This is a genomic window from Streptomyces sp. CLCI03 (assembly GCF_053615355.1).
Genome location: NZ_CM132132.1, coordinates 5710702 through 5736754, shown reverse-complemented (window position 1 = coordinate 5736754; position 26053 = coordinate 5710702). Strand labels below are relative to the sequence as shown.

Genomic DNA, 26053 nt, shown 5'->3' with positions numbered 1-26053 from the left:
TTGTCAGTGGTGTGTGGGACGGTGTGGCCATGTTGGCGATCAAGATCCAGACGGAGCGCGGCGAGTCCTACGAACGCCCCGCGCTCGGCATGTTGTCCGAACTGGTGGAGCGCATCGGCGCGGACGGCGACCACTTCCTCGTCGTCGAGCGGATCGTCGAGGACCCGGACGTCTACATACAGGTCTGGCGTGACGCGGGCGCCGACTACCAGTTGGAGCACCGGGACGGGTCCGCGGAGCGGCACTTCCAGGCGTATCTGCCCACGGCGGCCGAGGTGGTGGAGGTCATGGCGCGCTGGGCCCGTCAGGAGAAGGGCTGGGACGTCGGGCCGGGGTGGCAGCCGCTGCACCTCGACTGAGGGTCGGCTTTGTCCGGGATTGACAGGGACGTGGGCTCGGCATGTGAGATTTCGATCCACGCTGTGAGACGGGATCTGCCCTGGAGACATGACATCTGCTTGAATGGCGCCATGGCCAGCCACTCGCACACCTCGAACGGTCGCAGCGACCTCGAGCCTTTCTGGCCGTCCCGTCAGGATCACGATTACGACCGGGAGTGTTGCCGCGCGAAGAACGCGCCGGCCCTCTAAAGCCCCGGGATCACCTGTCCGACCTTCCCCGAGGCCTTCGGTCTGCGCGGTATCGACATCGACGACGTACGCACGTCTCCTGCCGACCTCTCCGCGTGAAAGAGCTGACCACTCATGGCGAACACCCGCTCCCTCTCCTCCGCCGCCACCGCTGCGACCTCTCCCCTGACCTATCCCCCCAGTCCGCGCCACCGGCTCCGTTCCGTCGACCGGGACGAAGTGGCCCGAGTGGTGGACCTCCTGCCGCCGGGTGCCACCTGGCTGCCCGCGCCCCAGCACACCCTGCCGACGCTGCCGGGTCAGCCGCCGATGATCGGCTACCTGGTGCTCGTCCCGGCCGACCACCAGCCCCCGGTCGCCTTCGCCCCGCAGGCGGTGGCCGCCGCCGTCGCGTCGCCCCCCGCCACCTCCGCCCCGGCCGGTCCGGGGGACGGCCGGGTCCGGATCGACTCGGCGCAGCGCACCGCCGAGGTCGACGGCCGGGTGCTCGACCTGACGTACCTGGAGTTCGAGCTGCTGGCCCACCTGGTGCAGCACCCGCACCGGGTGCACAGCCGGGACCAGCTGGTCACCACCGTCTGGGGCTACGGGCACGTCGGCGACGGCCGGACCGTTGACGTCCACATCGCCCGGCTGCGCCGCAAGCTGGGCGCCTCCCACCGCGCCACGATCCAGACGGTGCGCCGGGTCGGCTACAAGTACGCCCCCTGAGCCACCGGTCGACCTGACGACCTGACGACCTGACGACGGTGGGCCCGTACTCCCCTGGGGAGTACGGGCCCACCGTCGGTCGGCGAACGAGCCGTCGCGCGGCTCCTACGCGGCCTCGGCCCTGCGGCTCGCGACGAAGCCCAGCAGGACGTCGACCGCGAGGAAGACGACCAGGCTGATCCCGAGCAGCGGGACGAACCAGCCGATGAGCGCGGTCACCGCGGCCACCGGCAGCAGCACCGTCACCGGGAGCTTGCGCCAGGCGCCGCGCGAGGGCGCGCGGCCGGCGGACAGCGTGCGGTCCTTCGTGGGCCGGCGGAGCCACCACATGCGGTAGCCCCAGAAGATGAGGAACATGACGGCGACGGCGAGCGCGGCGAGCGCGATCTGGTTGACGAGCCCGAAGGTCGTGCCCATGTGCAGGTCGATGCCGAAGCGGGTCATCTGGGCGAGGACCGGGTAGTCGGCGAAGCGCAGTTCGTCCATGACGCGGGCGTCGGCGGGGTCGACGGCGACCGAGTCCAGGTGCACCGGCACCAGCTTGTCCTGCTCCTTGATGACGTAGCCCTTGCCCTTGGCGGGCAGGGTCACGCGGAGCGCCTCGGTGACGCCGACGGCCCGGGCGGCGTCCACGGCCTTGTCGATGCCGACGTCGGTGGTGTGTGCGGGCGGCGGGGCCATCTGCGTGCCGTCGGGCATGGTGTGCCCGGCGTGCTCGTCGGAGCCGGTGTCCGCCCCGGCGCCGAGCTGGGCGGAGACGGCGGGGGTGGCTCCGCCGAGGCTGTCCTGGAGCTCCCCGATGTTCTCGCCGGCGTACTTCGACCAGGTCAGGCCGGTGGCGGAGAGGACGACGAGTCCGGCGACGGCCCACAGGCCGACGGCCCCGTGCCAGGACAGGGTGCGGCGGTGGCCGGTGGCCCCCCGCTCCGGGAGGACGAGCTGCGCCTTGCGCTTGCGGCGGCGGCCGATCCACAGGGCGAGTCCGCCGAGGGCGACCACCCACATCCAGCTCGCGGCGAGCTCGCTGTAGTTCCGGCCGAACTCTCCGAGCTGGAGGCTGGAGTGGAACTCGCTGAGCCAGGCCCGCAGGGGCAGCGCGTCGCCGACGGTGGCGAGCTGTCCGCGCACCTCGGCCGTATACGGGTCGACGAAGACGGTGAGGGTCTCGCCCTCGGGAAGGCCCGGGCTCTCCATGATCACCCGGGTGGTGGCCTCGGTGTCGGGGGCGGGCCACACGGACACCACCTCGCCCTTGGGGGCGGCGTCCATGGCCGCGTCGACCTGGGCGCTGAGCGGCAGGGCGCTCTCGCCGACGCGGGCGACGGTCAGTTCGTCGGAGTAGATGATGCTCTCGGCCTGCCAGGAGACGGCGTAGAGCAGCCCGGTGGCGGCGGCGAGGAAGATCAGCGGGGCGACGAGCAGGCCCGCGTAGAAGTGCATGCGCAGGAGCAGGGGGCGTACGGCGGCCCAGCCGCTGCCGCGGTTCTTGGCCGTAGCGGCCGGTTCGGCGTCCGGGGTGCGGACGTCTTGAGCCTCGTCAAGAGACATGGGGATCCTAGGTGTTGGCGAAGACATGGGGAGTCGGGCCCCAGGTCTCGCCGCTACGCCAGGTCAGGCGTGGGCGGGCCGGCCGGGGGCCGTGAAACGCGGGAGCGGGACGCGTCCGGGCGGCCCGCGGCGCACCACGGCATGCGCGTGCACGGCTCCGCGCAGGCGGCGCGGCCGTTCGTACGGGGTGGGGAGGACGGGCCGAGCCGGTAGGGCGGCCACCCGTGCCCGGACCAGGGCGAGCGCGCGGGCGAGCGGTCGGGCCGCGTGGAGCGCGGCGGTGGCCAGGACCCTGGCCAGCCGGAAGACGGCGGCCTCGCCGCGTGCGAGCCAGGCGGCGCAGAGCAGTGCGGCGAGCACGTGGGCGGCGATCATTCCGGCGCCACCGTGACCGGCCATGTCGGCCATGTCGGCCATACCCGTGGCGCCCGCCGTCCCGGTGGTGCCCGCCATGTGGGCCATGTCGGCCGAGCCGGGGGCTTCGGCGGCCATCGCGCCGGCGTCCGCGGCGGGCACGGGGTGGTGGCCGTGCATCGGGGCGGGAGCGGCGAACGGCTTCGCCGCCGCACTCCCCGAGAAGACCAGGTGGAGCACTCCCTGCACGGAGAGCACCGCGGCGGTGATGCCCACGGGGCCCCGCCGCCGTCCGGCGGCGAACCAGGCGAACCCACCGGTCACCCCGAAAGCACCCATAAGGGCGAAGAAGGGGATATCGGTTCCGGACATGAACGAATGCCCCATCGCGCCCAGGGCGACGCACATCGCCGCGAAGATTGCGGCTCGCGTGGCGCGCATCGGCGCGAATGATTCGAACATGGCCGGGACATGTTCGCACGGGGTGCCTCGGTTCCCGCCAGGGGCTTATCCGATCATGAGTAGATGAATCCAATTCCGTGGGGAGCGGTGTACGCCGGCGGGGTGCAGCTCGGGGCCTACGCCCTGGAGCGCACCGGGGAGGTCGAGCGGGAGCGACTGCTGCGGGACTGCTCGACGAATGTCGACAACCTCGCCGCCGGACGCTGGGACACGCTGCTGAGCAGCGCTCTCGTCGTCGAGGAGCCCATGCCCCTGCCCTACGCGCTGCTGCTCGTCGCGGTCCTCGGCTACGCGGAGTACGCGCACGGGGCCTGGTGGACGGCCGCGGTGTTCCTGTTCGGGCACGCCGCGGCGACCCTCCTCGTGTACGGCGCCCTGCGCGGCACGGCCGATCAGCGGACCCGGCGCGCGGTGGACGTGGGCACGAGCTACGGGTTCAACGCCGTGCTCGGCGCGCTGACCTCGGCCTTGCCGCGCGGAGCGGTCCGTACGGCCGCCCGGGTGGGGCTGCTGGCCCTCGCGGCCGCGCCGGTGGTCCGGCGCGGGCGGACCTTCACGGACGCCGGGCACCTGGCCGCGCTCGGGGTGGGGGTCGGGGTCTCCCTGGCTCTCGATTGCCTTTCCGGGACGAAACATCAGAAAATTGCATGAACCACACCACGCAGGAGCTGCCACGATGACCGCCACCCCGTCCACCACCGTCGCCAACCTCCGCGACCTCGGCGGCACCCCGCTCTCCGGCGGCCGTACCGTCCGCCCGGGCCTGCTCCTGCGCTCCGGCCAGCTCGACCGGCTCGACCTCGACGCCGACCCGGTGGTGGCCGCGCTGGGCCTGCGTACCGTCATCGACTTCCGCACCGACGCCGAGCGCGCCGACCACCCCGACCGGATACCCGCCGGGGCCCGGGTCCTGATCGGCGACGTCCTCGCCGACAAGCTGAACTCCGCCAGGATGCCCGCCGCGGTGCAGCTCAAGGACCTGCTGTCCGACCCGGCCGTGGCCGAGGAGCATCTGGGCGGCGGGCGGGCGCAGGCCCTCTTCGCCGACACCTACCGGTCCTTCGTGCACTCCGGCTCCGCGCAGGCCGCGTACCGGATGCTGCTGACCGAGGCGGCCGACCCCGACGCGGGTCCGCTGCTGTTCCACTGCACGGCGGGCAAGGACCGGACCGGCTGGGGCGCGACGATCGTCCTGGCGCTGCTGGGCGCGGACGACGAGACGCTGATGGCCGAGTACCTGTCCGTCAATCCGGCGGTCAAGCAGGCCTTCGCCCCGATGATCGAGGGCTTCACGGCGGCCGGCGGCGACCCGGACATCGCGCTCGCGCTGATCGGCGTCTTCCCCTCCTACCTGCGGGCGGCACTGGACGAGGTCGAGACGCGGTACGGCTCGATGGAGAAGTACGTGCGTGAGGGTCTGGGCGTCGCCGACGAGACGGTCGAGGCGCTGCGCGCCCGTCTGGTGGTCTGACCCCGCACCCCGCACACCCCGCAGCCCCGTGCGGCCCCCGGCCGGGGCCCGGATCGGTGACCATCCGACGATTCGCTCGTTCTGCTGAACGTGACTGCGCCGGATACCGCCACCCGCTCCATGCCTCCCGTGTCTCCCGTGCCGCCGGACGTCGAGCAGGCCGAGGCCGCCATCGTCGAGCACTACCCCCGGCTGGTGCGGCTGGCCTATCTGGTGCTGCCGCCCTCCCTCGGCCGCAACCGGCGGGTGCTCACCGCCCACTCGCTGGTCCAGCGGGCACTGCCGCGCGGGCGGCGGGATGCGGCCGCGGCCGCGGCCGCCGTGCAGGGCGGGGTCCCGGGGCAGCGGGGCGGGCCGGACGACTCCGGGTACGCGTACGTCCGGCTGCGCGTGCTGCGCGCCGCGCTGGAGGCGGGAATTCCGCTGACGTTCCGGGCGCTGCCGAGGCGGGCGCAGCTCCCGCCGCTGCTGCCCCAGGTGTGGGGGCTGCGACTGTTCCCCCGCTCGGGCGGGGCCGAGGAGCTGGCTCTCGACCAGTGGTTGGCCACCCTCGACGGGCCGGGCCGGGCCGCCTGTGTGCTGCGGGCGCTGGAGCGGCTTTCGGAGCCGGAGGTGCTCCGGGTGCTCGACGAGGCCGGGGTTCCGGATCCGGCCGCCGCGGCCCGGGAGTCCGGGGATCCGGCGAACGACGCGCTGTTCGCCTCCCCCGAGTTCGACCCGTGCGTGCTCCAGGCCCGGCCCACCGATCTGCTGCGGCGGCGCCGTCTGGGGCGGGCCGCGCTGGCCGCCGGGGCGGCGCTCGCCGTGTGCGGGGCGCTGCTCGCGCTGCCGGGTGGCGGCTGGGGCTCGGACGGAGCCGCCGCCCCGCTGTACTCGCGCAACGCGGTGGCCGAGCAGGCCCTGGATCCCGGGAAGCTGGTCCGGGCCGCGCCCACCCTCTGGCGCGCGTCCTCCCGTACGGACTTCTCCACCTGGCCCGCCCGCGGCGACCGGGCCGGCGACACGGAGCTGCTGCGCCGGGCGCTCGCCGTGTGGGCCCGGCCCGGTCCGTCGGTGGTCACCTCGGCCACGCCGGGCACGCCCGCCGGGCCGCCGATGGGACCGGCGCAGCTGCTGTTCGCGGGGGCCGTGGACCAGGCCGTCGTGGTCCTGATGTACGACGGCCTACGGGTGGTCCGCTACGCCGAACCGCGGACCGGGACCGCGGGCGCCGCCCTCGACTTCGCCCGGACCGACGGCGCCTCGGCGGACACCGCGACCGCGCTGGTGCTCAGCCGGGTCGACGGCAACGTCCGTTACCTCACCGCCCCCTGGGTGACGGGCGCGGCCCTGCGGGACCTGCTCAAGCCCACCGCCCCGGTGGTGACGCTGAAGCCGACCCCGGACGGGGTGACCCCGCCGGTGGCGGGCCCCGCGCCGGCGGGCACCTGTACGAGCTGGAACGCGCTGGCCCTGACGGGCGACGGCGCCACCCGGCTGATCACCGACCTCGGTGAACTGACGCCGGCCCGGCTGACGTCGGGCGCGCCGGGTGCCGAGCGCGATGTGACGGAGGCGGCGGAGCTCGGGGACTGGTCGAGGATCGCGTGCCTGCTGCCGGCGGTCCGCTCGCACGGGGTCCGCACGGTCAACGCGTGGACGTACGCGAAGCAGCCCCTGCCGGAGGGTGACGGGACGGCGGCCTGGCTCTGCACGCGGGCCGAGACCTGGCAGGGTGCGGCGGACCGGGTGCAGGCACAGTTCCTGGCCCCGGGTGCCGCGACGGCGGCGCAGGCGGCCCGGTCGGAGGGGTCGGCGGCGTGCGGTCCCCGGGAACCGCGGGTGCTGGCGGGCGTGCTGTGGAAGTCGCGGGCGGGCCAGTGGTACGTACTGGCGGCGGGCAGCGCGCAGTTCGCCTCGCTGTCGGTGTCGGGCGGCGGGGTGAACGGCTCGGCGAACGGCAACCGGCTGGCGGTGAAGGCGCCCGCGGGCGCGCAGGTGGACCTGTCGGGCAAGTTGACGGACGGGACGAAGGCGGGCGTGCTGCGCTAGGAGCGTGGACGCCTTGGCCTTCGCATCCCTCACGGGTGAGTGAAGCTTCAACAGTCAGAAACTGTCGGGTAGTTGGCGGGATCCGGACATGACGGTCGCGGGCGACACATGGCATGATCGGATTCCGGTTACCACGCGGTAACCCTCAACACCCCTCCCCCACCCGAAGGTCTCCCCACGTGCGCACGCTCGCCCGACGCCTCCTCATACCCGGCTTGACCGCTCTCGCCCTCACCGCCACCGGCTGCGGCTCGACCTCCCACACCGGCGCCGCCGAACCGGCCGCCCCCGCCGCCGTCACCCCCTCGTCCGACGGCACCTCGCAGCAGCTCGACGTGGCCGCGGCCCCGCAGGGGACGTCCACCCCCGCGGCCGTGGCCCGGGCCGACGGGAAGGGCAGGACCGAGAAGTCCGCCCTGAAGGTCGCCTCCTACGACCAGGCCACCGGCCGGGCCGTCATCGCCAAGGGCGCGCAGACGCCGGGCCGTTCGCCCGCCCCCGGCACGTCGTCCGGGACCGGGAAGTCCCCGGAGACCGGGAAGTCCCCGGAGGCCGACAAGCCCGTCGCGGTCGGCGACGTCATCGCCAGCGCACCGGCCCCCGGCGCCCCCGCGGGTCTGCTCGCCAAGGTCACCGAGGTCGTCGGCAAGACCGACCAGGGCACCGAGGTCAAGACGGCCGCCACCACGCTGGCCGCCGTCCTGGGCGAGGACAAGGCCGACGGCAAGGTCCCCGTGGACCCGGCGGCGGTCACCGTCGTACCCCTGACGAAGGGCGTCACCTTCTCCTGGGCCAAGGGTCCGGGCCTGACCTTCGGCCCCGAGGGCGCGAAGCTGCCGCTCGGCAACCTGCGGCTCGACGTGAACGCCGCCGTGGACACCGCCCCGGACGCGCCCGCCTCGGCCGGCGCCTCGGTGTCCGGGTTCGTCCAGCTCGCCCCGCAGGTCGAGTTCGCGTACGACGGCAGCGCCGGTGGGGCCCCCGGCCCGCGCGGCGCCTTCCTCGGCATGAGCGGCGACTGGTCCTCGCAGTGGAAGCTCCAGGGCCGCGCCGCCGCGAGCACCGGAGCGCCCAAGCGGATCCCGTTCGCCAAGCTCCACAGCTCGCCCGTCATCCAGGTCGGCCCGGTGCCGGTCGTCGTCAACCTCGACCTGACCTGCTACATCCAGGTGGAGGCCGACGGCCGTGTGACCGTCGAGGTCCAGCAGGACGTCAAGGGCGACTTCAAGGTCGGCGGCAGCTACGCCTCGGGCAAGGGGTGGACCCCGGTGAGCGCCTCGAACGTGAAGAGCACGCCGGTCAAGGCGAGCGTCACCGCCGCTGGGAAGGTCAAGGGCGCGATCGGCGCCGAGGCGTCCGTCGGTCTCTACGGAGCCGTCGGCGTCACCGCGGACTTCGCCCCGTACGTGCGCGGTGAGGGCGACATCAAAGCGGCCGCGTCCAGCGACGGCAAGACCTCCCTGGAGGGCGCCTGGGCGCTGTACGGCGGCTTCGACCTGAGCGGGAACCTCCAGCTCCAGCTGTCGCTGTTCGGTACGCCCCTCTTCGAGCGGAAGATCCCGCTGGGCACCCTCAACCGCGAGTGGGCGCTCTCCACCGGCCACATCAAGCGGTAGCCGATATCCGACGGCCGACGGAACACCGGCACGAACACGGACACTGCCCGGGTGCGCGAGCGCCCGGGCAGTGTCCGTGTCGGAGAAGTCCGCGCAAGGGGCTTCTCCTCCCCCCTACCCATCAGTACATTGACGCCATGTCTAATACGCCGCTCGCGCCCGCCCCCGTGGCGTCGGAACACGTGGACCTGAGGCCTCGGAACGTGTCCTTCGGCTGGGAGGACACCCCGCTCCACTGGCTGCCCGGCGACCCCTTCGCCGGACACATGATCAATGTGCTGCACCTCCTGCTCCCCGCAGGAGAGCGCTGGTTCGTGCACGTCTACAAGCAGGTGCTCCCGTACATCGAGGACGAGCGACTGCGGGCGGACGTCGTCGGCTTCATCGGCCAGGAGGCCATGCACGCCACCGCCCACGACGACGTGCTCCCCCACCTGAAGCGACTGGGACTCGACCCGACGCCCTACACCGCGCAGGTGGACTGGCTGTTCGAGAAGCTCCTCGGCGACCGGACCCTGCCGCCGGGCCGGGCCCGCCACTGGTGGCTGATGGAACGCGTCGCGATGATCGCGGCGATCGAGCACTACACGGCGTTCCTGGGCGACTGGGTGCTGAACGCCGACGCGCTGGACCGGCGGGGCGCCGACCCGACCATGCTGGACCTGCTGCGCTGGCACGGGGCGGAGGAGGTCGAGCACCGCTCGGTGGCCTTCGACCTCTTCATGCACGTCGACGGCACCTACCGACGCCGGGCCCGCACCTGGGCGACCGCCTTCTCGGCCCTGGTGTTCCTGTGGCAGCGCGGGGTGCGCTTCTTCATGGAGAACGACCCGCACCTGGTGGACGGCAAGGCCTCCTTCGGGAAGTTCTTCGTGGCCGGGCAGCAGGGGGTGCTCCCGTCGACGGGAGCGATGCTCAAGTCCGTCCCGAAGTACCTCTCCCGCACCTACCACCCCTCCCAGGAGGGCTCGACGGCCCAGGCGGTGGCCTATCTCGCCGCCTCCCCCGGCGCGAACGGCGGGGTGCGGGCATGAGGCGCGCCCTCGCCGTCACGGCCGCCGTGGGCGCGGCCTGGATGACCCGGCGCGCCCTGCGGCACCGCATCGACCGGTCCCCGCTCTGGCCGCTGCCCGCCCTGGAGACCCCGGTCTCGGGCCACTCCCCGCGCCGGGCCCTGCGTGCGCTGATCGTCTCCCGGACGGAGCCCGCGCACGGTGTGCTGCGGCTGACCCTGGAGTCACCGGAACTCCCGGCGTGGACCCCGGGCGCGCACGTGGACGTCACCCTGCCCTCGGGCCTGGTCCGCCAGTACTCGTTGTGCGGCGACCCGGCGGACGCCGGCCGGTACACGATCGCGATCCGGCTGATCGAGGACGGCCGGGGCGGCTCCCGCGAGGCGCACGCGCACCTGGTCGAGGGCGCCGAGTTGGAGCTGCGCCCGCCGCGCAACCGCTTCGAGCTGGTCCCGGCGGCCTCGTACGTCTTCGTCGCGGGCGGCATCGGCATCACCCCGATCCTCCCGATGCTGCGGGCCGCCTCGGCGGCGGGCGCCGACTGGACCCTCCTCTACGGGGGCCGCACGCGCGCCTCGATGCCCTTCCTGGCCGATCTCGCGCCCTACGGCGACCGGGTGTCCGTCCTCCCCGAGGACGAGACGGGCCTGCCCGACCTGGCCGCGGTGTCCGCGGCCGGACCGGGCACGGCGGTCTACTGCTGCGGTCCGGAGCCGCTCATGCGGGCCGTCACGGCGGCGGCCGCGGATCCGGCGGCGGTGCACCTGGAGCGGTTCGCCCCCGAGGGCGAGGCCGGTCCGGGGCGGGCCTTCACGGTGGAACTGCGCCGCTCGGGGCGGGTCGTCGAGGTGGCGGCGGACGAGAGCACGCTGGCCGCGGTGCGCCGGAAGCTGCCGGACACCCCGTACTCCTGCGAGCAAGGTTTCTGCGGGACCTGCCAACACCGGGTGCTCGCGGGCGGGGTGGACCACCGCGACGAGCTGCTCACGGACCAGGAGCGCGAGGACTCGATGCTGCTGTGCGTCTCGCGCGCGAAGGGGGACCGACTGGTCCTGGACCTGTGAACGCTCCCCAGTAGGGTGTCCGCATGACAACCGGGGTGCGACGCAGGATGGGTGTCGAGGAGCGGCGGCAGCAGCTGATCGGGGTTGCCCTGGAGCTGTTCAGCAACCGCTCGCCCGACGATGTGTCGATCGACGAGATCGCGGCGGCGGCCGGGATATCCCGGCCGCTCGTCTACCACTACTTTCCGGGCAAGCTGAGCCTGTACGAGGCCGCGCTGCGGCGGGCCGCCGACGAGCTGGCGCTGCGGTTCGTCGAGCCCAAGGAGGGGCCGCTCGGGGCACGCCTGCTGCGGGTGATGGGGCGGTTCTTCGATTTCGTCGACGACCACGGGCCGGGCTTCTCGGCGCTGATGCGGGGCGGTCCGGCCGTCGGCAGCAGCCGGACGAACGCGATGATCGACGAGGTCCGGCAGGCGGCGTACGAGCAGATCCTCACGCACCTGGGCATCGGGCTGGACCGTACGCCCGCGCGCATGGAGCTCGTGGTGCGGTCCTGGGTGTCGCTCGCCGAGTCCACCGCGCTGATCTGGCTGGACGGGCGTCGGATCCCGCGGAACGAACTGGAACTGCAGCTGGTGCACGACTTCGCCGCGCTGGCCGCCGTGAGCGCCGCGTACGACGCGGAGATGGCGGGGATCCTCGTACGGATCCTGGCCGACGAACCCGCCGACGGGCCCTTCGGGGAGCTGGTCGGGCGGCTCGGCGGGCTGGTGCCGGGCGGGGCCCCGCAGGAAACCCCGTAGGGACCGGACGGGTACCGGCCAGGTCCCGGCCCCGATGGCTGATTCCCGTCGAGTTCGGGGTGTGGCGGCCGCCCATGATCATCGATAATGCCCGCGTGATCATTGACGACGAGATCCTGTTCCGGCCGGCCGTGGAGAAGGACGCCGGCACGCTGGTGCAGCTGTACGACCAGGCTGCCCGGTGGATGCGCAAGCACGGGATCGATCAGTGGAAGCCCGGCGACAAGGACGCCGAGCACTTCCGGTCGAAGATGCGCGAGGGCGAGGTGTGGCTCGCCGGTGACGCCGACGGGCGCGTGTGCGGGGCCTACGAGTTGTGGTGGTCCGACGAGGAGGCCTGGGGAGTCCAGCCGCCCGTGGCCGGCTACGTGCACCGGCTGATGGTGGCGCGCGAGGTGGCCCCCGCGGGGGCCGGGCGGCGGCTGCTCGAACACGCCGAGCGCCGGACCGCCCGGACCGGTCGGGAACGGGCGCGGCTGGACTGCGTCTCCACCAACCCCCGGCTGCTCGCGTACTACCGGGGTGCGGGCTACCGGGTGGTCGGGGAGCTCCCTGACAAGCAGGGGAAGGACGGCAGGACCTACGGGGTGATCCTGCTGGAGAAGCGGCTGGACCGGCTCACCGCCGTGTGAAGACCGCGACGGTCCGGGCGGGGACGGTGAACTCTCCTGTCTTCGCGTCGTACGTGGACCGCTTGACGGCGGCGTCGGAGCCGGCGGCCTGGACCGGGTGCAGCCGGTAGGCGGTGCCGGCGAGGGCGGACACGCGCTGTGCCGCGCCGGTGGGGGCCGCGTTGAAGACGACCACCAGGTCGCCCAGGGTCATGGTGATCACGCCCGGGGTCTCGTCCTTGCCCGAGAGGGGGAAGGCCAGCCGGGACTGGACGGCCTCGGTCGTGGTGAGGGCGAAGTCCGGCTCGGTGGTGCGGATGCGCAGCAGGTCGCGGTAGGCGGCCGAGGTCGCGCCGATGTCCGTGCAGCTGGGCGCCGGTCCCGTGAGCAGCGGCTTCGCGTAGAGCCACTTCGAGGCGTTGTCGGCGGCCGGGGGCAGGCCGCGGCCGAAGCCGTTGCCGTCCCGGCAGTCCCAGTGGATGGCGTTGAACCAGTCGCCGCTGTCGTAGGAGTTGCGGTCCAGGGACTTGGAGCGGAGCAGGTCGGTGCCCGCCTGGGAGAGGGCCGGGCCCTGCGAGAGGGCGGCCGTCGCCATGGCCAGGACCTGCATGCGGGCCTGGTCGCGGGGGGCGGTGCCGGTCGGGAGCTTGTAGGTCAGGGCGTCGGCGAGGGATTCGTTGTCGTGGGCGTCGGCGTAGGCGAGGGCGTCGCCGGGGGCGGCCGCGTAGCCGGCCGGGGCGCCGTTGTAGTCCACCTCGGCGCCCTTGACGCGGCGGCCGGTGGTGTCGGTGAAGGCGTACGAGGCGAGGTTGCCGGAGAGCCCGACCTTGATCAGGTCCTGGGCGTGCAGGAGGCGGGCCTTCTGCTGCTCGGCGGTGCCGTTGGCGGGCGAGGCGTTGGGGGCCGTGAACAGGCCCGACGCGAAGCCCTGGACGCGCGGGTCCTCGTCGAAGGGGCCGCCGCCGCGGACGGCGTCACGGGCCCGGTCGGAGAAGGTGGCGATGCCGGTGCCGGCCATGTTCTTCTGCGTGGCCTGCACGAAGCGGGCGTCGTCGGCGATCTCGCCGAAGTTCCAGCCCTCTCCGTAGAGCACGATCTTCTTGCCGTCGACGCCGTCCTTGGCGACGGTCAGGGCGTCGAGGGCCGAGCGGACGGCCAGGATGTTGGCCTTCGGGTGGTGGCCCATCAGGTCGAAGCGGAAGCCGTCGACCTTGTACTCCTTCGCCCAGGTGACGATCGAGTCGACGACCAGGCGCCCCATCATGGCGTTCTCGGGGGCGGTGTTGGCGCAGCAGGTGGAGGTGGCGACGGAGCCGTCCGCCAGCAGGCGCTGGTAGTAGCCGGGGACGATGCGGTCCAGGACGGACTTGTCCGACTGCCCCGCGGCGACGGTGTGGTTGTAGACGACGTCCATCACCGTGCGCAGCCCGGACCCGTTCAGGGACTGGACCATCCTGCGGAACTCGACGGTGCGGGCCGTGCCGTTCGGGTCGCTCGCGTAGCTGCCCTCGGGGACGGTGTAGTGCAGCGGGTCGTAGCCCCAGTTGTAGGCGTCCTTCGCCGCCGCGGCGGCCACACAGGCCTGCTGTTCCTGCGAGTCCGGGGCGTACACCGTGAGCTCGCAGGCCGGCTCGGTGCGGTCGGCGGCCTTCTCCGGGATGGTGCCGATGTCGAAGGCCGGCAGGAGGTGGACGTAGGAGGTTCCGGCGGCGGCCAGGTCGCGCAGGTGCCGCATGCCCGCCGAGGAGGTGTCGGTGAAGGCCAGGTACTGGCCGGGGTGGGTGGTGGTGCGGTCCGCGACGGAGAAGTCGCGGATGTGGAGCTCCTGGATCTGCGCGGAGGTGAAGGGGACGGGCGCGGGCTTGCGCAGGGTCTTCCAGCCGGGCGGGGCCAGCTTCGGGTCGGCCAGGTCCACCACCAGGCTGTGGACGGAGTCCGCGGTGAGGGCGGTGGAGTAGGGGTCGGTGACGAGGTTGCGGACCACCTGGCGGGTGCTCGGGGCCCAGACGGTGACGTCGAAGCGGTAGGGCTTGCCGGTCCAGGAGCGTTCGCCGCGCACCGACCAGACGCCCGTGGTGTCGTCGCGGCGCATGGCGAGCGTGCGGCCGTCGAGTTCGAGGGAGACCTGCTGGGCGGTGGGGGCCCAGACGGAGAGGGTGGGGCGGCCGTCCTTGAAGACGGGGCCGAGGGAGGCGGTGGTCGCGTACAGGTCGTCGAGGACGCCGGCGAGCTGGACGCCGGTGGCGGCGAGGACGGCGCCGTTCGCGGCGCGGGCGCTCGCGACGAGCTGGCCGCGCAGGGCCTCGCGGACCCGGTCGCGGTCGCGCGGGTCGACGGTGTACGCGCCGTACGAGGCCAGGTGCGGGAACTTCTGCTTCTGGGCGGCGGTCAGCTCGGTCCGTGCTCCCAGCCGCAGCCACTGGGCGCGGCCGGTCAGGGTGCCGTTCTCGGCCTTGACGGCGCCTTCGCGGGAGGCGAGGAGCTGTACGGAGGCGGCGGTGGCGGGGGCGTTCCAGGCGAGGGTGTCGCGGTCGATCCAGACGGCCTGGGACTTGGTGAGGTCGAGGGCGGCGGAGGAGCCTGCGGGCTGGGGCAGGAGGTACTTCTCCTGGCCGCCCAGCATCCACACCTCGTGGCCGGTGGCCTTCAGGTCCAGGGACTGATCGGTGGGGAGGTCCTTCTCGTCGCCCTTGTGGAGGATGTAGCTGAGGCTGGTGGCGCCGGCCGCGAGGGGGACCTCGTAGACCGCGCCGTAGGAGTCGATGCGGGTCGGGAGGAGCGGCTTGGACCAGTCGGTCGGGTTCGCGGCCCCGGTCCACACGTGCAGGCCCCAGCCGTCGTAGGCGCCGTCGGGGCGCTGGTGGTGCAGGACGGCCTTGCCCTGGTCCTGCGGCGGGTAGGCGGGGCGGTCGGTGCGGGCGGGCTCCTTGCCCTGCTCCAGCCAGATCTCGCCGGTCTTCGTCACGTCGATGGTGCGGTCGGCGGCGACGTCCTTGTTGCCGTCCTTGTCGATGACGAGGTAACCGACGGAGGAGGCACCGGGCTTGAGTTTGACGTGGGCGAAGGCGCCGTAGGCGTCGCGGCCGGTGAAGGCGTGGCCGGCCGGCCACTCAGTGGCCTCGCCGTCGGCGATGTCGCCCCAGGCGTACAGCCGCCAGTCGGTGTAGTCGCCGTCGGGGCGGTTGTAGTGGACGACCGCGTAGTCGCGCTGGGTGGCGGTGGGCGCCTCGACGGGCGGGGCCTGGCCGGTGACCGATCCGGCGAGGGCGCTCGCGGTGCGGCCGGCGGAATCGACGACGACGGCCTTGTAGCGCAGGGCTGTTCCGGCCGGGGTCGTGGCGTCGAGGTGCTGGGTGACCTTGTAGGGGGCGTGGTCGGCGGTGCCGAGGACCTGCCACTTGTCGTTGCCGGTCTGGGCGGCGAAGACGACGCGGTTCAGGCCGCCACCGCCGGCGTCGGCGGAGAGCTCGACGGTGCCGGTGGCGCCGGGGGCGGGGGCCTTGAGGGTCAGGGTGGGCTTGACGGTCGGCTCGGCGGCGGGCGTCACGGCCTGGAGGACGACGGAGCCGAGGGCGGGGACCGGGACGGTCAGCTTGCCGGCCGCCGAGGCGCGGATCAGCGCGGTGCCGCCGTACAGGGTGCGGTACTGGGCGCCCGCCGGGGCGTCGATCTCGACGGTGCGGGAGTCGGCGCCGTTGTTGGCGGCGACGAGGTACTCGGTGCGGGTCTTGGTGTCGGTGCGGGCGAAGGCATAGACCGAGCCGTCGGAGAAACGTTCACTCTGAACGCCGTCCCGCAGGGCCGGGTGCGCCTTCGTCAGCTTCGAGAGAGCACTGATCTGCTGATAGAGCGGGTGTCCCGGATCGTAAGCATCGCTCGCGTGTGTGCGCACCGTTCCGAGCTGGTCGTCGTCCAGGTAGTCGGCGACCTGCGTGGCGAACAGCGGCTGCCGGGCGTCCTTGTCGCCGCCGGCGCCGGTGAAGCCCTGCTCGTCACCGGAGTAGATCACCGGATTGCCCCGGGCGAAGAACATCAGCTCGTTCGCCAACCGGTAGCGCTCCAGCAGCTCCTGCTCCGCGGCCGCCGGCCGGTCCTGCTTCAGGAAGGTGGCGAAGCGGCCCATGTCGTGGTTGCCGAGGAAGGTCACCTGTTCGTAGGCGTTGGCCTTGCCGGAGGTGTACCGGTAGTCGTCGCCGAGGACGGAGGCCAGCCGGCCGGCCGGCGCGCCCTGGGAGGCGTACGCCCGGATCGCGTCCTGGAGCGGGAAGTCGAGGGTGGCGTCGAGCTTCCCACGCGTCACGTACGGGGAGGTGACGGCGGTGTCGGCGGAGTAGACCTCGCCGAACATGAAGAAGTCGTCGCGGCCGCGCTTCGCCGCGTAGGTGTCGAGGGCGGTCGCCCACTGCGTCCAGAACTCGGTGTTGACGTGCTTGACCGTATCGATCCGGAAGCCGTCGATCCGGAAGTCCCGCACCCACTTCTCGTAGATCTTCTCCATCCCGCTGACGACCTCGGGACGCTCGGTCCACAGGTCGTCGAGACCGAAGAAGTCACCCTGGTCGGAGGACTCGCCGGCGAAGGTGGAGTCACCGCGGTTGTGGTACATCGTCGGGTCGTTGAGCCAGCCCGGCACCTTGAGGTTCTTCTTCGCGTCCGGCACGAAGGGGGTCCTCGGGAAGGACTCCCCGTCCACCTTCGGGAACTTCGCCTTCCCGGCGCCGTCCGCGTAGTCCTTGTCCTCGAACGGCACCCCGTCCTTGGTCAGGTAGGGGAACGCCCCCTTCGACAGGTACGAGTACGACGCCTCCCGGTAGTCCACGACATCGGCGGTGTGGTTGGTGATGACGTCGAAGAAGACCTTCATCCCCTTCCCGTGCGCCTTGTCGATCAGCCGCTCCAGGTCGGCGTTGGTCCCGAAGTGCGGGTCGACCTGCGTGAAGTCGGTGATCCAGTAGCCGTGGTAGCCGGCGGAGACATCGGCCCCCTTGCCCTGCACCGGCTGGTTCTTGAAGATCGGCGCCAGCCAGATGGCCGTGGTGCCGAGCCCCTTGATGTAGTCGAGGCGGTCGGTGAGTCCCTTGAGGTCACCGCCCTGGTAGAAGCCCTTGTCCGTGGGGTCCAGGCCGGTCTCCAGGCGCGACCCGGTCAGGCCGCCCCGGTCGTTGCGGGGGTCGCCGTTCGCGAACCGGTCCGGGAGCACGAAGTAGAACTGCTCCCGGGTCAGGTCGTGCCGGGCCGGTTCGGCGGCCAGTTTCGCGTCCGAGGGCGGCGCGGGAGGCCTGGCCGGTACGGCCGAGGCGGGGAGGGCGGGCAGGAAGGTCACGGCCAGGGCGGCGGCGAGCACTCCTGCGGCAGGGCGTATCAAGGCAGGTCTCCTTGTGTACGTGTCGCATGGATGAGGGCCGCCCGGCGTGGCAGGGAGGATGGTGCCGGACGGCCCTGGTCGGTGGAGCGGCGGCTCAGCCGCGCCAGGTGTCGGTCAGCGTGACCTTGCCGCTCGCGGGGACGGTGGCGGTGCGGTCGGCGCCGCTCTCCCAGGTGACGTTCCCGGCGGCGTCCTTGCGCAGGTACTTGTACGCGAACGCGGTCCCGGCCGGGAGCGTCACGTCGAGCTTCCAGACGGGGTACGCGGCCGGGTCGAGCTTCAGCGCGCCGCCGGTGTTCCAGCCGCCGAGCTCGGCGCGGTCACCGGTGACGTAGATGTTCTGTCCGGGCACAGTGGTGGCGTTGACACCGAAGGAGGCCCCGGCGGGGCCCGCCGGGGTGGCGGAGCAGGCACGGGCCCCGACGTGCAGGGCCACCGCGGTCCCGGCGGCGACCGTGGCGGTGAACTGCCCGCCCGAGCCGACGGTGACGGTCCGCCCGCTCTGCACGTCGCAGTAGTCACCGCCCGGCAGCGAGGTCTGGAAGGTCCGGGTCAGGGCGGAACCCTCGTGGTTGATGGCCACGTACGCCTTGGTGCCGCGCCCGAAGGCGATCCGGTCGCCGCCGTTGTCCCACCAGTTCGTGACGCCCTGACCGCGGGCCGCGTTGCGGAAGCCGACCATGGAGGAGATCTCCCGCCAGGCGTGCTGGCACTTCCAGCCGTCGGAGTAACAGGCGTTCACCGTGCCCCCGTTGGGTGGACCGGCGTCCTTGTCGCTCCACTCGTAGCCGGAGTGCACGTCCGGGGACCCGTAGGGCCAGGCCAGCGCGAACACACTGGCCAGCGTGTAGGCGGACCCGTCCTTGTAGGTGAGGGTGTCACCGCCGCGCTCGGTGTCGTGGTTGTCGACGAAGACCCCGGCCTGCCCGCTGGGCATGTAGCCCCAGGCCTCACCGAAGTTCTTCAGGTAGGCGAGGTTCTCGCTCTGGAAGACCCGCTTGAGGTCCCGGGCGTACCGGAACTCCTGCACGTCCCCGTTCCCGAGGTACTCGCTCGGCGAGACGGCCTCCCCGGCCCCGTATATCGCTTCCTGCTTCCAGTACACGCCCGGCTTGCTCAGCCGGGACTTGATGTCGGCGAGGTCGGCGGCGGGCATGTGCTTGGCGGCGTCGATCCGCAGGCCGTCCACGCCGAGCGACAGCAGGTCGTTGAGGTAACCGGCGATGCGCCCGCGCACGTAGTCCTCACCGGTGTCCAGGTCGGCGAGCTGGACGAGCTCGCAGTTCTGGACGTTGCCCCGGTCCTGGTAGTTCGATATCGAGGCCCGGCAGTCGTCCATGTCGGCACCCGAATAGAGCCCCGGGTAGCCGTACTTCGTGTACGAAGTTCCCCCGGTCCCGGTGAAGGTGGCCCCGGCGTCAGCCGGACCGGCCATGTGGTTGATGACGGAGTCGACGACGACCTTCACCCCGGCGGCATGGCAGGTGTCGACCATGGCCTTGAAGGCGGCCCGGTCACCGAGCCGCCCGGCGATCTTGTAGCTGACGGGCTGGTACGAGGTCCACCACTGCCCGCCCTGCGCGTGCTCCTGCGGCGGCGACACCTGCACGTACCCGTACCCGGCGGGTCCCAGCGCATCGGTGCAGGCCTTGGCGACGGAGTCGAAGCGCCACTCGAACAGGACGGCGGTGACGTCCTTCTCGCCGGGAGGCACGGCGGCGGCCGGCGGCCCGACGGCGGTGAGGGTGGCGGCGGCGAGCGCACCCGCGACAACGGCGCGGACTGCCTGTGGGGTTCTGCCGTTCCTTGCGGTTCGGGGCATGTGGGGCCTCCTGGCGGAGAGGTGGGGATTGCAGGCGACCGTATGGGCCCACCCACAGCCCTGCAATACCTTGCGCAAGAAATTGCAGAATTGTTTCTCGCGTGTGTCCTACGGGACTTGACCGGGGGCGGGGCTTCGGCAGACGCGGCGGGAGCCTCGGCGAGCGGCGGCTACGGGGGCGGGCACAGGCCGCCTCAGATCGCCGTGCACTTCTCCATGACCGCGACCACCGGCGGTCAGGAGCTGGTGAGATGCGCCAGGAGGGGCGGACGGCCGACAGCTCGGCTCATCCGTCGTGGATCCAGGTCAGCGTGAGGGCGACAGCACAAACCTGCCACCAAAAAGGGTGATTGGGGCAAACCGTCAGCCTTTTCGGACGCTTACCTCCACTGACCCGCATCCACCACGACATGGCCGCGCTCCCACGCCTTCTCACCCCGACAGCCTCCGAACGCCTCCCGTGAGAAGCGCCCATGGGTCGTGGGCGGCCTGTACCCGACCGCAAACAGCCACCGGACACGGCGAGGATGAAGGCGCGGGTGGTGGGCGGCTGATCGCGTCGTTCCCGAACCGCGGACCGGGCTCCCGGCGACCGGGGCGAATCCCCGCCTTCTTCGGCCACTCGACGGCGCCGTCGAGTGGCCGAAGAAGGCGGGGGTGGGCCCTGGCCCACCCCCGCCCCGAAAGGGCTACGGCACCTGCGCCGTCGAGCCCCGCACCACCAGTTCCGGTTGGAAGACGTACTCCGTGCGCTGGACCGGGGTGCCCGACACCGCCTCCAGCAGGGCCCCTACCGCCGCCGTCGCCATCGCGCGGACCGGCTGGCGGACCGTGGTCAGCGGCGGGTCCGTGAAGGCGATCAGCGGGGAGTCGTCGAAGCCCACCACCGACACGTCCTGCGGTACCCGCAGCCCGCGTTCGCGCGCCGCCCGGATGACGCCGAGCGCCATCGGGTCGCTGCCGCACACGATGCCCGTGCAGCCGCGGTCCAGCAGGGCCATGCCCGCCGCGTGTCCGCCCTCCACCGTGAAGAGGGTGCGCTGGATCAGCCCGTCCGCCTCCGCCGTCGGCAGGGCGGTCAGGAAGCCCTGCTCCTTGCGGGCCGACGGCACGTACCGCGTCGGTCCGATCGCGAGGCCGATCCTGTGGTGCCCCAGGTCCTGGAGGTGCCGTACGGCCATGTCCGCCGCCGCCCGGTCGTCCGGGGAGATGAACGGGGCGTTCACCTGCTCGTTGAAGCCGTTGATCAGAACGAACGGCACCCCGCGCGCCGCCAGTCGCTGGTAGCGCGCGGGGTCCGCGTGGGCGTCGGCGTGCAGGCCCGACAGGAAGACGATCCCGGTGACCCCGCGTTCCTCCAGCTGTTCCACGAGTTCGTCCTCGGTGGCCCCGCCCGGGGTCTGCGTGCACAGGACCGGCGTGTAGCCGTGCCCGGCCAGCGCCTGCTCTATCACCTGCGCGAACGCCGGGAAGATCGGGTTGGTGAGTTCCGGGATCAGCAGCCCGACCAGCCCGTTGCTGCGTCGTTTGAGCCGTACGGGTCGCTCGTAGCCCAGCAGGTCGAGCGCGGCCAGCACCTTGTGCCGGGTGCCGGCCGCCACGCCCGGTTTGCCGTTGAGCACGCGACTGACGGTCGCCTCGCTGACCGCGGCCTGCGCGGCGATGTCCGTCAGCCTCAGAGGGGAAGTCACCCCTGCCACCACACCGTGGTGTCCGCGGGGAGGACGTCGGGGTCGGCGAGGTCGCCGCTCGCCAGCAGCACGGTGCCCGGCGCGGGCAGCCGTACCGGCTCGTCCGTGGTGTTCACGGTGCAGACGAAGTCTCCGCGCCGGAAGGCCAGCACGCCGGCCGGGGCGGGCAGCCACTCGACGCCGTCGCCCGCGCCCAGCGCCGGGTGCGCGCGCCGAACCCGCAGCGCGGAGCGGTACAGCTCCAGCGTGGACTCCGGGTCGCCGGTCTGCGCCTCCACGCTGAGCCCGGCCCATTCGGCGGGCTGCGGAAGCCAGCTGCCGCCGGTCCCGAAGCCGTACGGGGCCTGGTCGCCGCTCCACGGGATCGGTACGCGGCAGCCGTCGCGGAGCCCGTCCTGGCCGTTCGCCTTGAAGAAGGAGGGGTCCTGGCGCACCTCGTCCGGGAGGTCCACGACTTCCGGGAGGCCGAGCTCCTCGCCCTGGTAGACGTACGCCGACCCGGGCAGGGCCAGCATCAGCAGGGCGGCGGCGCGCGCCTTCTCCAGGGTGCCGAAGCGGGTGCGGTGGCGGACCACGTCGTGGTTGGACAGCACCCAGGTGGTGGGGGCGCCGACGGGCCGCATCGAGTCGAGGGACTCGTCGATGGTGGCGCGCAGGGCCTCGGCGTCCCAGCCGGTGTTCAGGTAGTGGAAGTTGAAGGCCTGGTGCAGCTCGTCGGGGCGCAGGTACAGGGCGGTGCGGTCGGCGCTGGGGGTCCAGGCCTCGGCGACGCCGATGCGGTCACCCGCGTACTCGTCGAGGACCAGGCGCCAGGAGCGGTAGATCTCGTGGACGCCGTCCTGGTCGAAGAAGGGCAGGACCTGGTTGCCGAGCAGCTTGAGCTGTTCGTCGCGGCCGAGGTCGGGCAGGCCGGGGGCCTTGACCAGGCCGTGGGCGACGTCGATGCGGAAGCCGTCGGCGCCGAGGTCGAGCCAGAACCGCAGGATGGAGCGGAACTCGTCCTGGACGGCGGGGTGCTCCCAGTTGAAGTCGGGCTGCTCGGGGGCGAAGAGGTGGAGGTACCACTCGCCGTCCGCGACCCGGGTCCAGGCCGGACCGCCGAAGATCGACTCCCAGTCGTTCGGGGGCTCGGAGCCGTCCGCGCCCTGTCCGGGGCGGAAGTGGAAGCGCTCGCGCAGCGGGGTGCCGGGGCCTTCCCGGAGCGCCTGCTTGAACCATTCGTGCTGGTCGGAACAGTGGTTCGGGACGAGGTCCACGATGATGCGCAGGCCCAGTTCGTGGGCTTCGCGGATCACGGCGTCGGCGTCGTGCAGGGTGCCGAACATGGGGTCGATGGCCCGGTAGTCGGCGACGTCGTAGCCGGCGTCGGCCTGCGGGGAGGCGTAGAAGGGGCTGAGCCAGACGGCGTCGACGCCCAGCTCCTTGAGGTAGGGCAGGCGGCTGCGGATGCCTTCGAGGTCCCCCATGCCGTCCCCGTTGGAGTCGGCGAAGCTGCGCGGATAGACCTGGTAGATCACCGCTTCTCTCCACCAGCCGGGCTGCGTGCCGGTGGAGGTGGGGAGCGCGTCGGCGAGGTGCTGGGTCATGGTGTCCTTGGAGAGATCGGGCCGGGGGTGAGAGGGGGCAGGCTCGGGTGGTCAGCCCTTGGTTGCGCCTGCCGTCATCCCGGCGACGAGGTGACGCTGGGCGAAGACGAAGAAGATCGCCGCGGGGATGGCGATGAGGACCGAGGCGGCGCTCATGGCTCCCCAGTTGGAGGTGTACTGCGTGACGAAGGTCTGGAGTCCGCCGGCCAGGGTGAGGTTCTCCTCGCCGACCATGAAGGCGGAGGCGTACGCGACCTCGCCCCAGGCGGTGATGAAGGCGTAGAACCCGGTGACGGCGAGGCCGGGCTTGGCGAGCGGCAGGATGAGGCGCCAGAAGGTGCCGAAGGGGTTGAGCCCGTCGACGCGGCCGGATTCGTCGATCTCCACCGGGATGGTGTCGAAGAAGCCCTTCATCATCCAGGCGCAGAACGGCACGGCGATGGTGAGGTACGTGATGATCAGACCGAGCGGCTGGTTGAGCAGGCCGAGGTCGCCCATCAGGTTGTAGAGCGGCACGATGAGGATCGCCATCGGGAACATCTGCGTGATGAGCAGGGTCCACATGAGCGGCCTCATGCCGGGGAACTTGAAGCGGCTGACCGCGTATCCGGTGGTGGCGGCGATGAAGACACCGAGGACGGTGGTGACGCCGGCGACCAGGACGGAGTTCGCGAACCAGCTGAGGAAGTGACTCTGCTCCAGCAGGTTCGTGTAGTTGCTGAGCGTCGGTTCCTTGACGAAGTCGGTGGTGACCGCGTGCTTGGCCGGCTTGAGCGAGGTCAGGACGATCCACAGCACCGGGAAGACGGCGATCACGGACGCCACGACGAGGGTGGCGTGCAGGCCGACGGAGGCGAGGGGGGAACGGCTGCCCCGGGGACGAGCGGTGTTCGCAGTGGACATGGTCACCACACCTCTCCCTGCTTGCGCAGCGAGCGCCGGTAGACCAGCGCGAAGATCATGAGCAGGGCGAGGATCAGGACGCCCCACGTGGCCGATCCGGCGAAGTCGCGCGGGCTCGACACGAACGCCTCGCGGAAGGCCTGGGTCACCAGGATCTCGGTGGAGTCGCCGGGTCCGCCGCGGGTGAGCAGGAAGATCACCGGGAACATGTTGAAGGTCCAGATGGTGGAGAGCAGGATCACCGTCATGCTCACCGTGCGCAGTCCGGGCAGGGTGATGTGCCGGAAGCGCTGCCAGGCGGTGGCGCCGTCCATCTCGGCGGCTTCGTAGAGCTCGCCGGGGATCGACTGCAGGCCGCCGAGGAGGGCGACCATCATGAAGGGGACGCCGAGCCAGACGTTGACGGCGACGACCGAGAACTTGGCCCAGGTCGGGTCGTCGAGCCACGGGATCGCGGCGATGCCACCGCCGTCGAGGATCTTGTTGAGGATGCCGTTGTCGCGGTTGAAGAGGAACCGCCAGGCGAAGACGGAGACGAAGCCGGGAACGGCCCAGGGCAGGATGAGCGCCATCCGGTAGGCGGCGCGGCCCCGGAACTCCCGGTTGAGCATGTTCGCCAGGGCCAGACCGAGGGTGAAGGTGATGGACACGCAGGCGACGGTCCACACCACCGTCCACACCAGCCGCTGCAGGAAGACCGGGTCGCTGAGCACGTCCACGTAGTTGTCGAGTCCGACGAACTGGTACGTGGCCTCGATGTGTCGGGCGCCGATGGTGCGCGAGACGTTGCGCTCGGTGGCGTCGGTCAGCGACAGGTAGACGCCTCGAACCAGCGGCCAGCCGATGATCACGCCGAGGACGAGCACCACCGGGGCGACCATGGCCCAGGCGTACCAGTGCGTGCCGACGGCGCGCCGGAGGCCGGACGCGCCTTTTCCACCGCGGTTCGCCCCGCGGTTACCGCTGTCGCTGTCAGTCCTGCGGCTCCGGCCGCGGGCGGCGTCGTCGTTCTCGACGTCGTCGCCCGCGGCCTTCGCCACCGACTGGCTGGTGTGAGCAGCCATGGTTTCGTTACTTCCAGCCCTTGAGGATCTTGCGGAACTCGACGCCGGCCGCCTTGGCCGCGTCCTCCGGGCTCGACGCCCCGGTGATCGCCTTGGTGTATTCGACCTTCAGCGGCTCGAAGAGGGAGCCGTTCTCCGGGATCCAGGCGCGCTCGACGGCCTTGTCCACGGCCGGCTTGAAGAACTGGACCATCTCGTTGCCCTTGACGTCCGGCTGCTCGTAGGCGGCCGTACGGGTCGGGAGCAGGCTGAGGTCCTTGGTCGACTGCACCTGGACCTCCTGCGAGGTCATGTACTCGACGAAGGCGTGCGCGGCGGCGGTGTTCTTGGAACCGGCGTAGACCGCGAGGTCGTGGCCGCCCTGCGGGGCACCGGTCTTGGCCGAGCCGGCCGGGACCGTGGCGACGCCGAGGTTGGCCTTGTCCTTGAACTGGTCGCCGGCGTAGGTGTCGGCGACGGCCCACGGACCGTTGATCATCATGGCGGCCTCGCCGGTCTTGAAGGCCGTCTGCATGTTGGCGTAGCCGTCGGTGGCGTTGGTGATCGCCGCGCCGGAGGCGACCAGGTCGCGGGCGGTCTTGAAGGCCTTGACGCCCGCCTCGTTGTCGACGGTGACCGTCTTGTTCTTCGCGTCGACCAGGTCGCCGCCCTCGCCGTAGATGAGGGGGAGGAACCAGTACGAGTCGTCGCCGCGGAGGTAGAGGCCGGCCTTGCCGGTCTTGCCCTTGATGGCGGCGGCGGCGGTCTTCACCTCTTCCAGCGTCTTGGGGGGCTGGACGCCGGCGTCGGCGAGCATCTTCTTGTTGTAGAAGAGGCCGAGGCTGTCGATGACCTGCGGGACGGCGTAGGTCTTGCCCTCGAACTTGCCGCTGGCCGCGGCCTGCGGGAGGAACTCGGCGTCGATCTTCTTCGCCGTCTCGGCCGGGACCTCGTCGAGGTAGCCGAGCGAGGCGAAGTCCGCGACCCAGCCGACGTCGGCACGGATGACGTCAGGCGCGTCGGAGCCGCTGCTGAAGGCGTTCTTGACCTTGTTCTGCGCGTCGCCGTACGGGACGTTGACGTACTTGACGGTCACCTTCGGGTGCTTCGCCGTGAACGCTTCGGCGATCTTCTGGAAGCTGGCCTTCTCGGCGTCGTTCGAGGTGTCCCACCACGTGACCGTGCCGGAAAGCTCGCCGCCCGCCTTGGTGCCGTCGGCCGCGTCCTTGTCGTCCCCACCGCAAGCCGTCGCCGCGAGCGCCAGGGTCGCGACCAGCGCGGTGGCCGCTATGCCACGCCGCATATGAACTCCTTCGATGATCCCGGCCGCGCCCTCGCGGTCCCGAGTTGCCAGGAACGTAACAAGACTGAAAGAGGACCGAAAGACCTTGCGCAAACTTTCTGCAAGCGGAGGCGATCGTTACATCCG

Annotated in this window: 19 protein-coding genes; 10 read left to right on the top strand and 9 right to left on the bottom strand. The window is 71.8% G+C overall.

Features of this window, described 5'->3' with window-relative positions; all coding sequences use genetic code 11:
- Positions 1–29 precede the first annotated feature (29 nt).
- Together ACWG52_RS26505 and ACWG52_RS26500 are read left to right on the top strand one after the other, a co-directional pair.
- Positions 30–359 carry a hypothetical protein gene (locus tag ACWG52_RS26505; RefSeq protein ID WP_375941306.1) on the top strand — a complete coding sequence of 110 codons (330 nt, stop codon included), beginning with the start codon at positions 30–32 and terminating at the stop codon, positions 357–359.
- 345 nt (positions 360–704) lie between these two features.
- Positions 705–1301 carry a winged helix-turn-helix domain-containing protein gene (locus ACWG52_RS26500; RefSeq protein WP_389812332.1) on the top strand — a complete coding sequence of 199 codons (597 nt, stop codon included), beginning with the start codon at positions 705–707 and terminating at the stop codon, positions 1299–1301.
- A 105-nt stretch (positions 1302–1406) separates the two neighbouring features.
- Here ACWG52_RS26500 and ACWG52_RS26495 read toward each other — a convergent pair whose 3' ends face one another.
- Both ACWG52_RS26495 and ACWG52_RS26490 read right to left on the bottom strand, forming a co-directional pair.
- Positions 1407–2849, bottom strand: coding sequence for a PepSY-associated TM helix domain-containing protein (locus tag ACWG52_RS26495; protein WP_389812334.1), 1443 nt, complete (start codon positions 2847–2849; stop codon positions 1407–1409).
- A gap of 63 nt (positions 2850–2912) precedes the next feature.
- Entirely contained in the window at positions 2913–3575 is a 663-nt protein-coding gene (locus ACWG52_RS26490; RefSeq protein ID WP_390168766.1) for a hypothetical protein, read from the bottom strand.
- A 153-nt stretch (positions 3576–3728) separates the two neighbouring features.
- On the opposite strand from ACWG52_RS26490, the gene ACWG52_RS26485 reads away from it, so the two are divergent.
- The 8 genes from ACWG52_RS26485 (at position 3729) to ACWG52_RS26450 (ending at position 12235) form a co-directional block, all read left to right on the top strand.
- Entirely contained in the window at positions 3729–4316 is a 588-nt protein-coding gene (locus ACWG52_RS26485) for a rhomboid-like protein (RefSeq protein WP_389812340.1), read from the top strand.
- 25 nt (positions 4317–4341) lie between these two features.
- On the top strand, positions 4342–5136 hold the full coding sequence (locus ACWG52_RS26480; protein WP_389812343.1) for a tyrosine-protein phosphatase: 795 nt from the start codon (positions 4342–4344) through the stop codon (positions 5134–5136).
- 120 nt (positions 5137–5256) lie between these two features.
- Entirely contained in the window at positions 5257–7167 is a 1911-nt protein-coding gene (locus tag ACWG52_RS26475; protein WP_389812346.1) for a hypothetical protein, read from the top strand.
- Between the two features lie 179 nt (positions 7168–7346).
- Entirely contained in the window at positions 7347–8783 is a 1437-nt protein-coding gene (locus ACWG52_RS26470) for a hypothetical protein (protein ID WP_453126139.1), read from the top strand.
- Between the two features lie 137 nt (positions 8784–8920).
- Entirely contained in the window at positions 8921–9817 is an 897-nt protein-coding gene (locus ACWG52_RS26465; RefSeq protein WP_386131804.1) for a metal-dependent hydrolase, read from the top strand.
- Positions 9814–10860, top strand: a complete 1047-nt coding sequence (locus tag ACWG52_RS26460) for a PDR/VanB family oxidoreductase (RefSeq protein ID WP_390139909.1) — start codon at positions 9814–9816, stop codon at positions 10858–10860. Before ACWG52_RS26465 ends, ACWG52_RS26460 begins: the two co-directional genes overlap by 4 nt.
- A gap of 23 nt (positions 10861–10883) precedes the next feature.
- Positions 10884–11603, top strand: a complete 720-nt coding sequence (locus ACWG52_RS26455) for a TetR/AcrR family transcriptional regulator (protein ID WP_389812354.1) — start codon at positions 10884–10886, stop codon at positions 11601–11603.
- A 95-nt stretch (positions 11604–11698) separates the two neighbouring features.
- Positions 11699–12235, top strand: a complete 537-nt coding sequence (locus tag ACWG52_RS26450; RefSeq protein WP_037865019.1) for a GNAT family N-acetyltransferase — start codon at positions 11699–11701, stop codon at positions 12233–12235.
- On the opposite strand, the gene pulA is transcribed toward ACWG52_RS26450, so the two are convergent.
- The 7 genes from pulA to ACWG52_RS26415 form a co-directional block, all read right to left on the bottom strand.
- Positions 12222–17579 (bottom strand): pullulanase-type alpha-1,6-glucosidase, encoded by a 5358-nt coding sequence (gene pulA, locus ACWG52_RS26445; protein WP_453126136.1) that lies wholly within the window; start codon positions 17577–17579, stop codon positions 12222–12224. The genes ACWG52_RS26450 and pulA overlap by 14 nt on opposite strands.
- A 94-nt stretch (positions 17580–17673) precedes the next feature.
- Entirely contained in the window at positions 17674–19401 is a 1728-nt protein-coding gene (locus ACWG52_RS26440) for a carbohydrate-binding module family 20 domain-containing protein (protein ID WP_453126134.1), read from the bottom strand.
- A gap of 689 nt (positions 19402–20090) precedes the next feature.
- The gene (locus tag ACWG52_RS26435) at positions 20091–21101 is read right to left on the bottom strand and encodes a LacI family DNA-binding transcriptional regulator (protein WP_266390899.1); all 1011 of its coding nucleotides are present in this window, start codon (positions 21099–21101) and stop codon (positions 20091–20093) included.
- A complete protein-coding gene (locus ACWG52_RS26430; RefSeq protein ID WP_389812364.1) occupies positions 21089–22678 on the bottom strand; it encodes a glycoside hydrolase family 13 protein in 1590 nt (529 codons plus the stop codon). Before ACWG52_RS26430 ends, ACWG52_RS26435 begins: the two co-directional genes overlap by 13 nt.
- A 51-nt stretch (positions 22679–22729) precedes the next feature.
- Positions 22730–23581: a sugar ABC transporter permease gene (locus ACWG52_RS26425; protein WP_389812367.1), complete on the bottom strand. Its 852-nt coding sequence runs from the start codon at positions 23579–23581 to the stop codon at positions 22730–22732.
- A 2-nt stretch (positions 23582–23583) separates the two neighbouring features.
- Positions 23584–24645, bottom strand: coding sequence for a carbohydrate ABC transporter permease (locus tag ACWG52_RS26420; protein WP_389812370.1), 1062 nt, complete (start codon positions 24643–24645; stop codon positions 23584–23586).
- A gap of 7 nt (positions 24646–24652) precedes the next feature.
- Complete coding sequence (locus tag ACWG52_RS26415) at positions 24653–25927, bottom strand: extracellular solute-binding protein (protein WP_389812372.1); 1275 nt, start codon at positions 25925–25927, stop codon at positions 24653–24655.
- Positions 25928–26053: the final 126 nt, after the last annotated feature.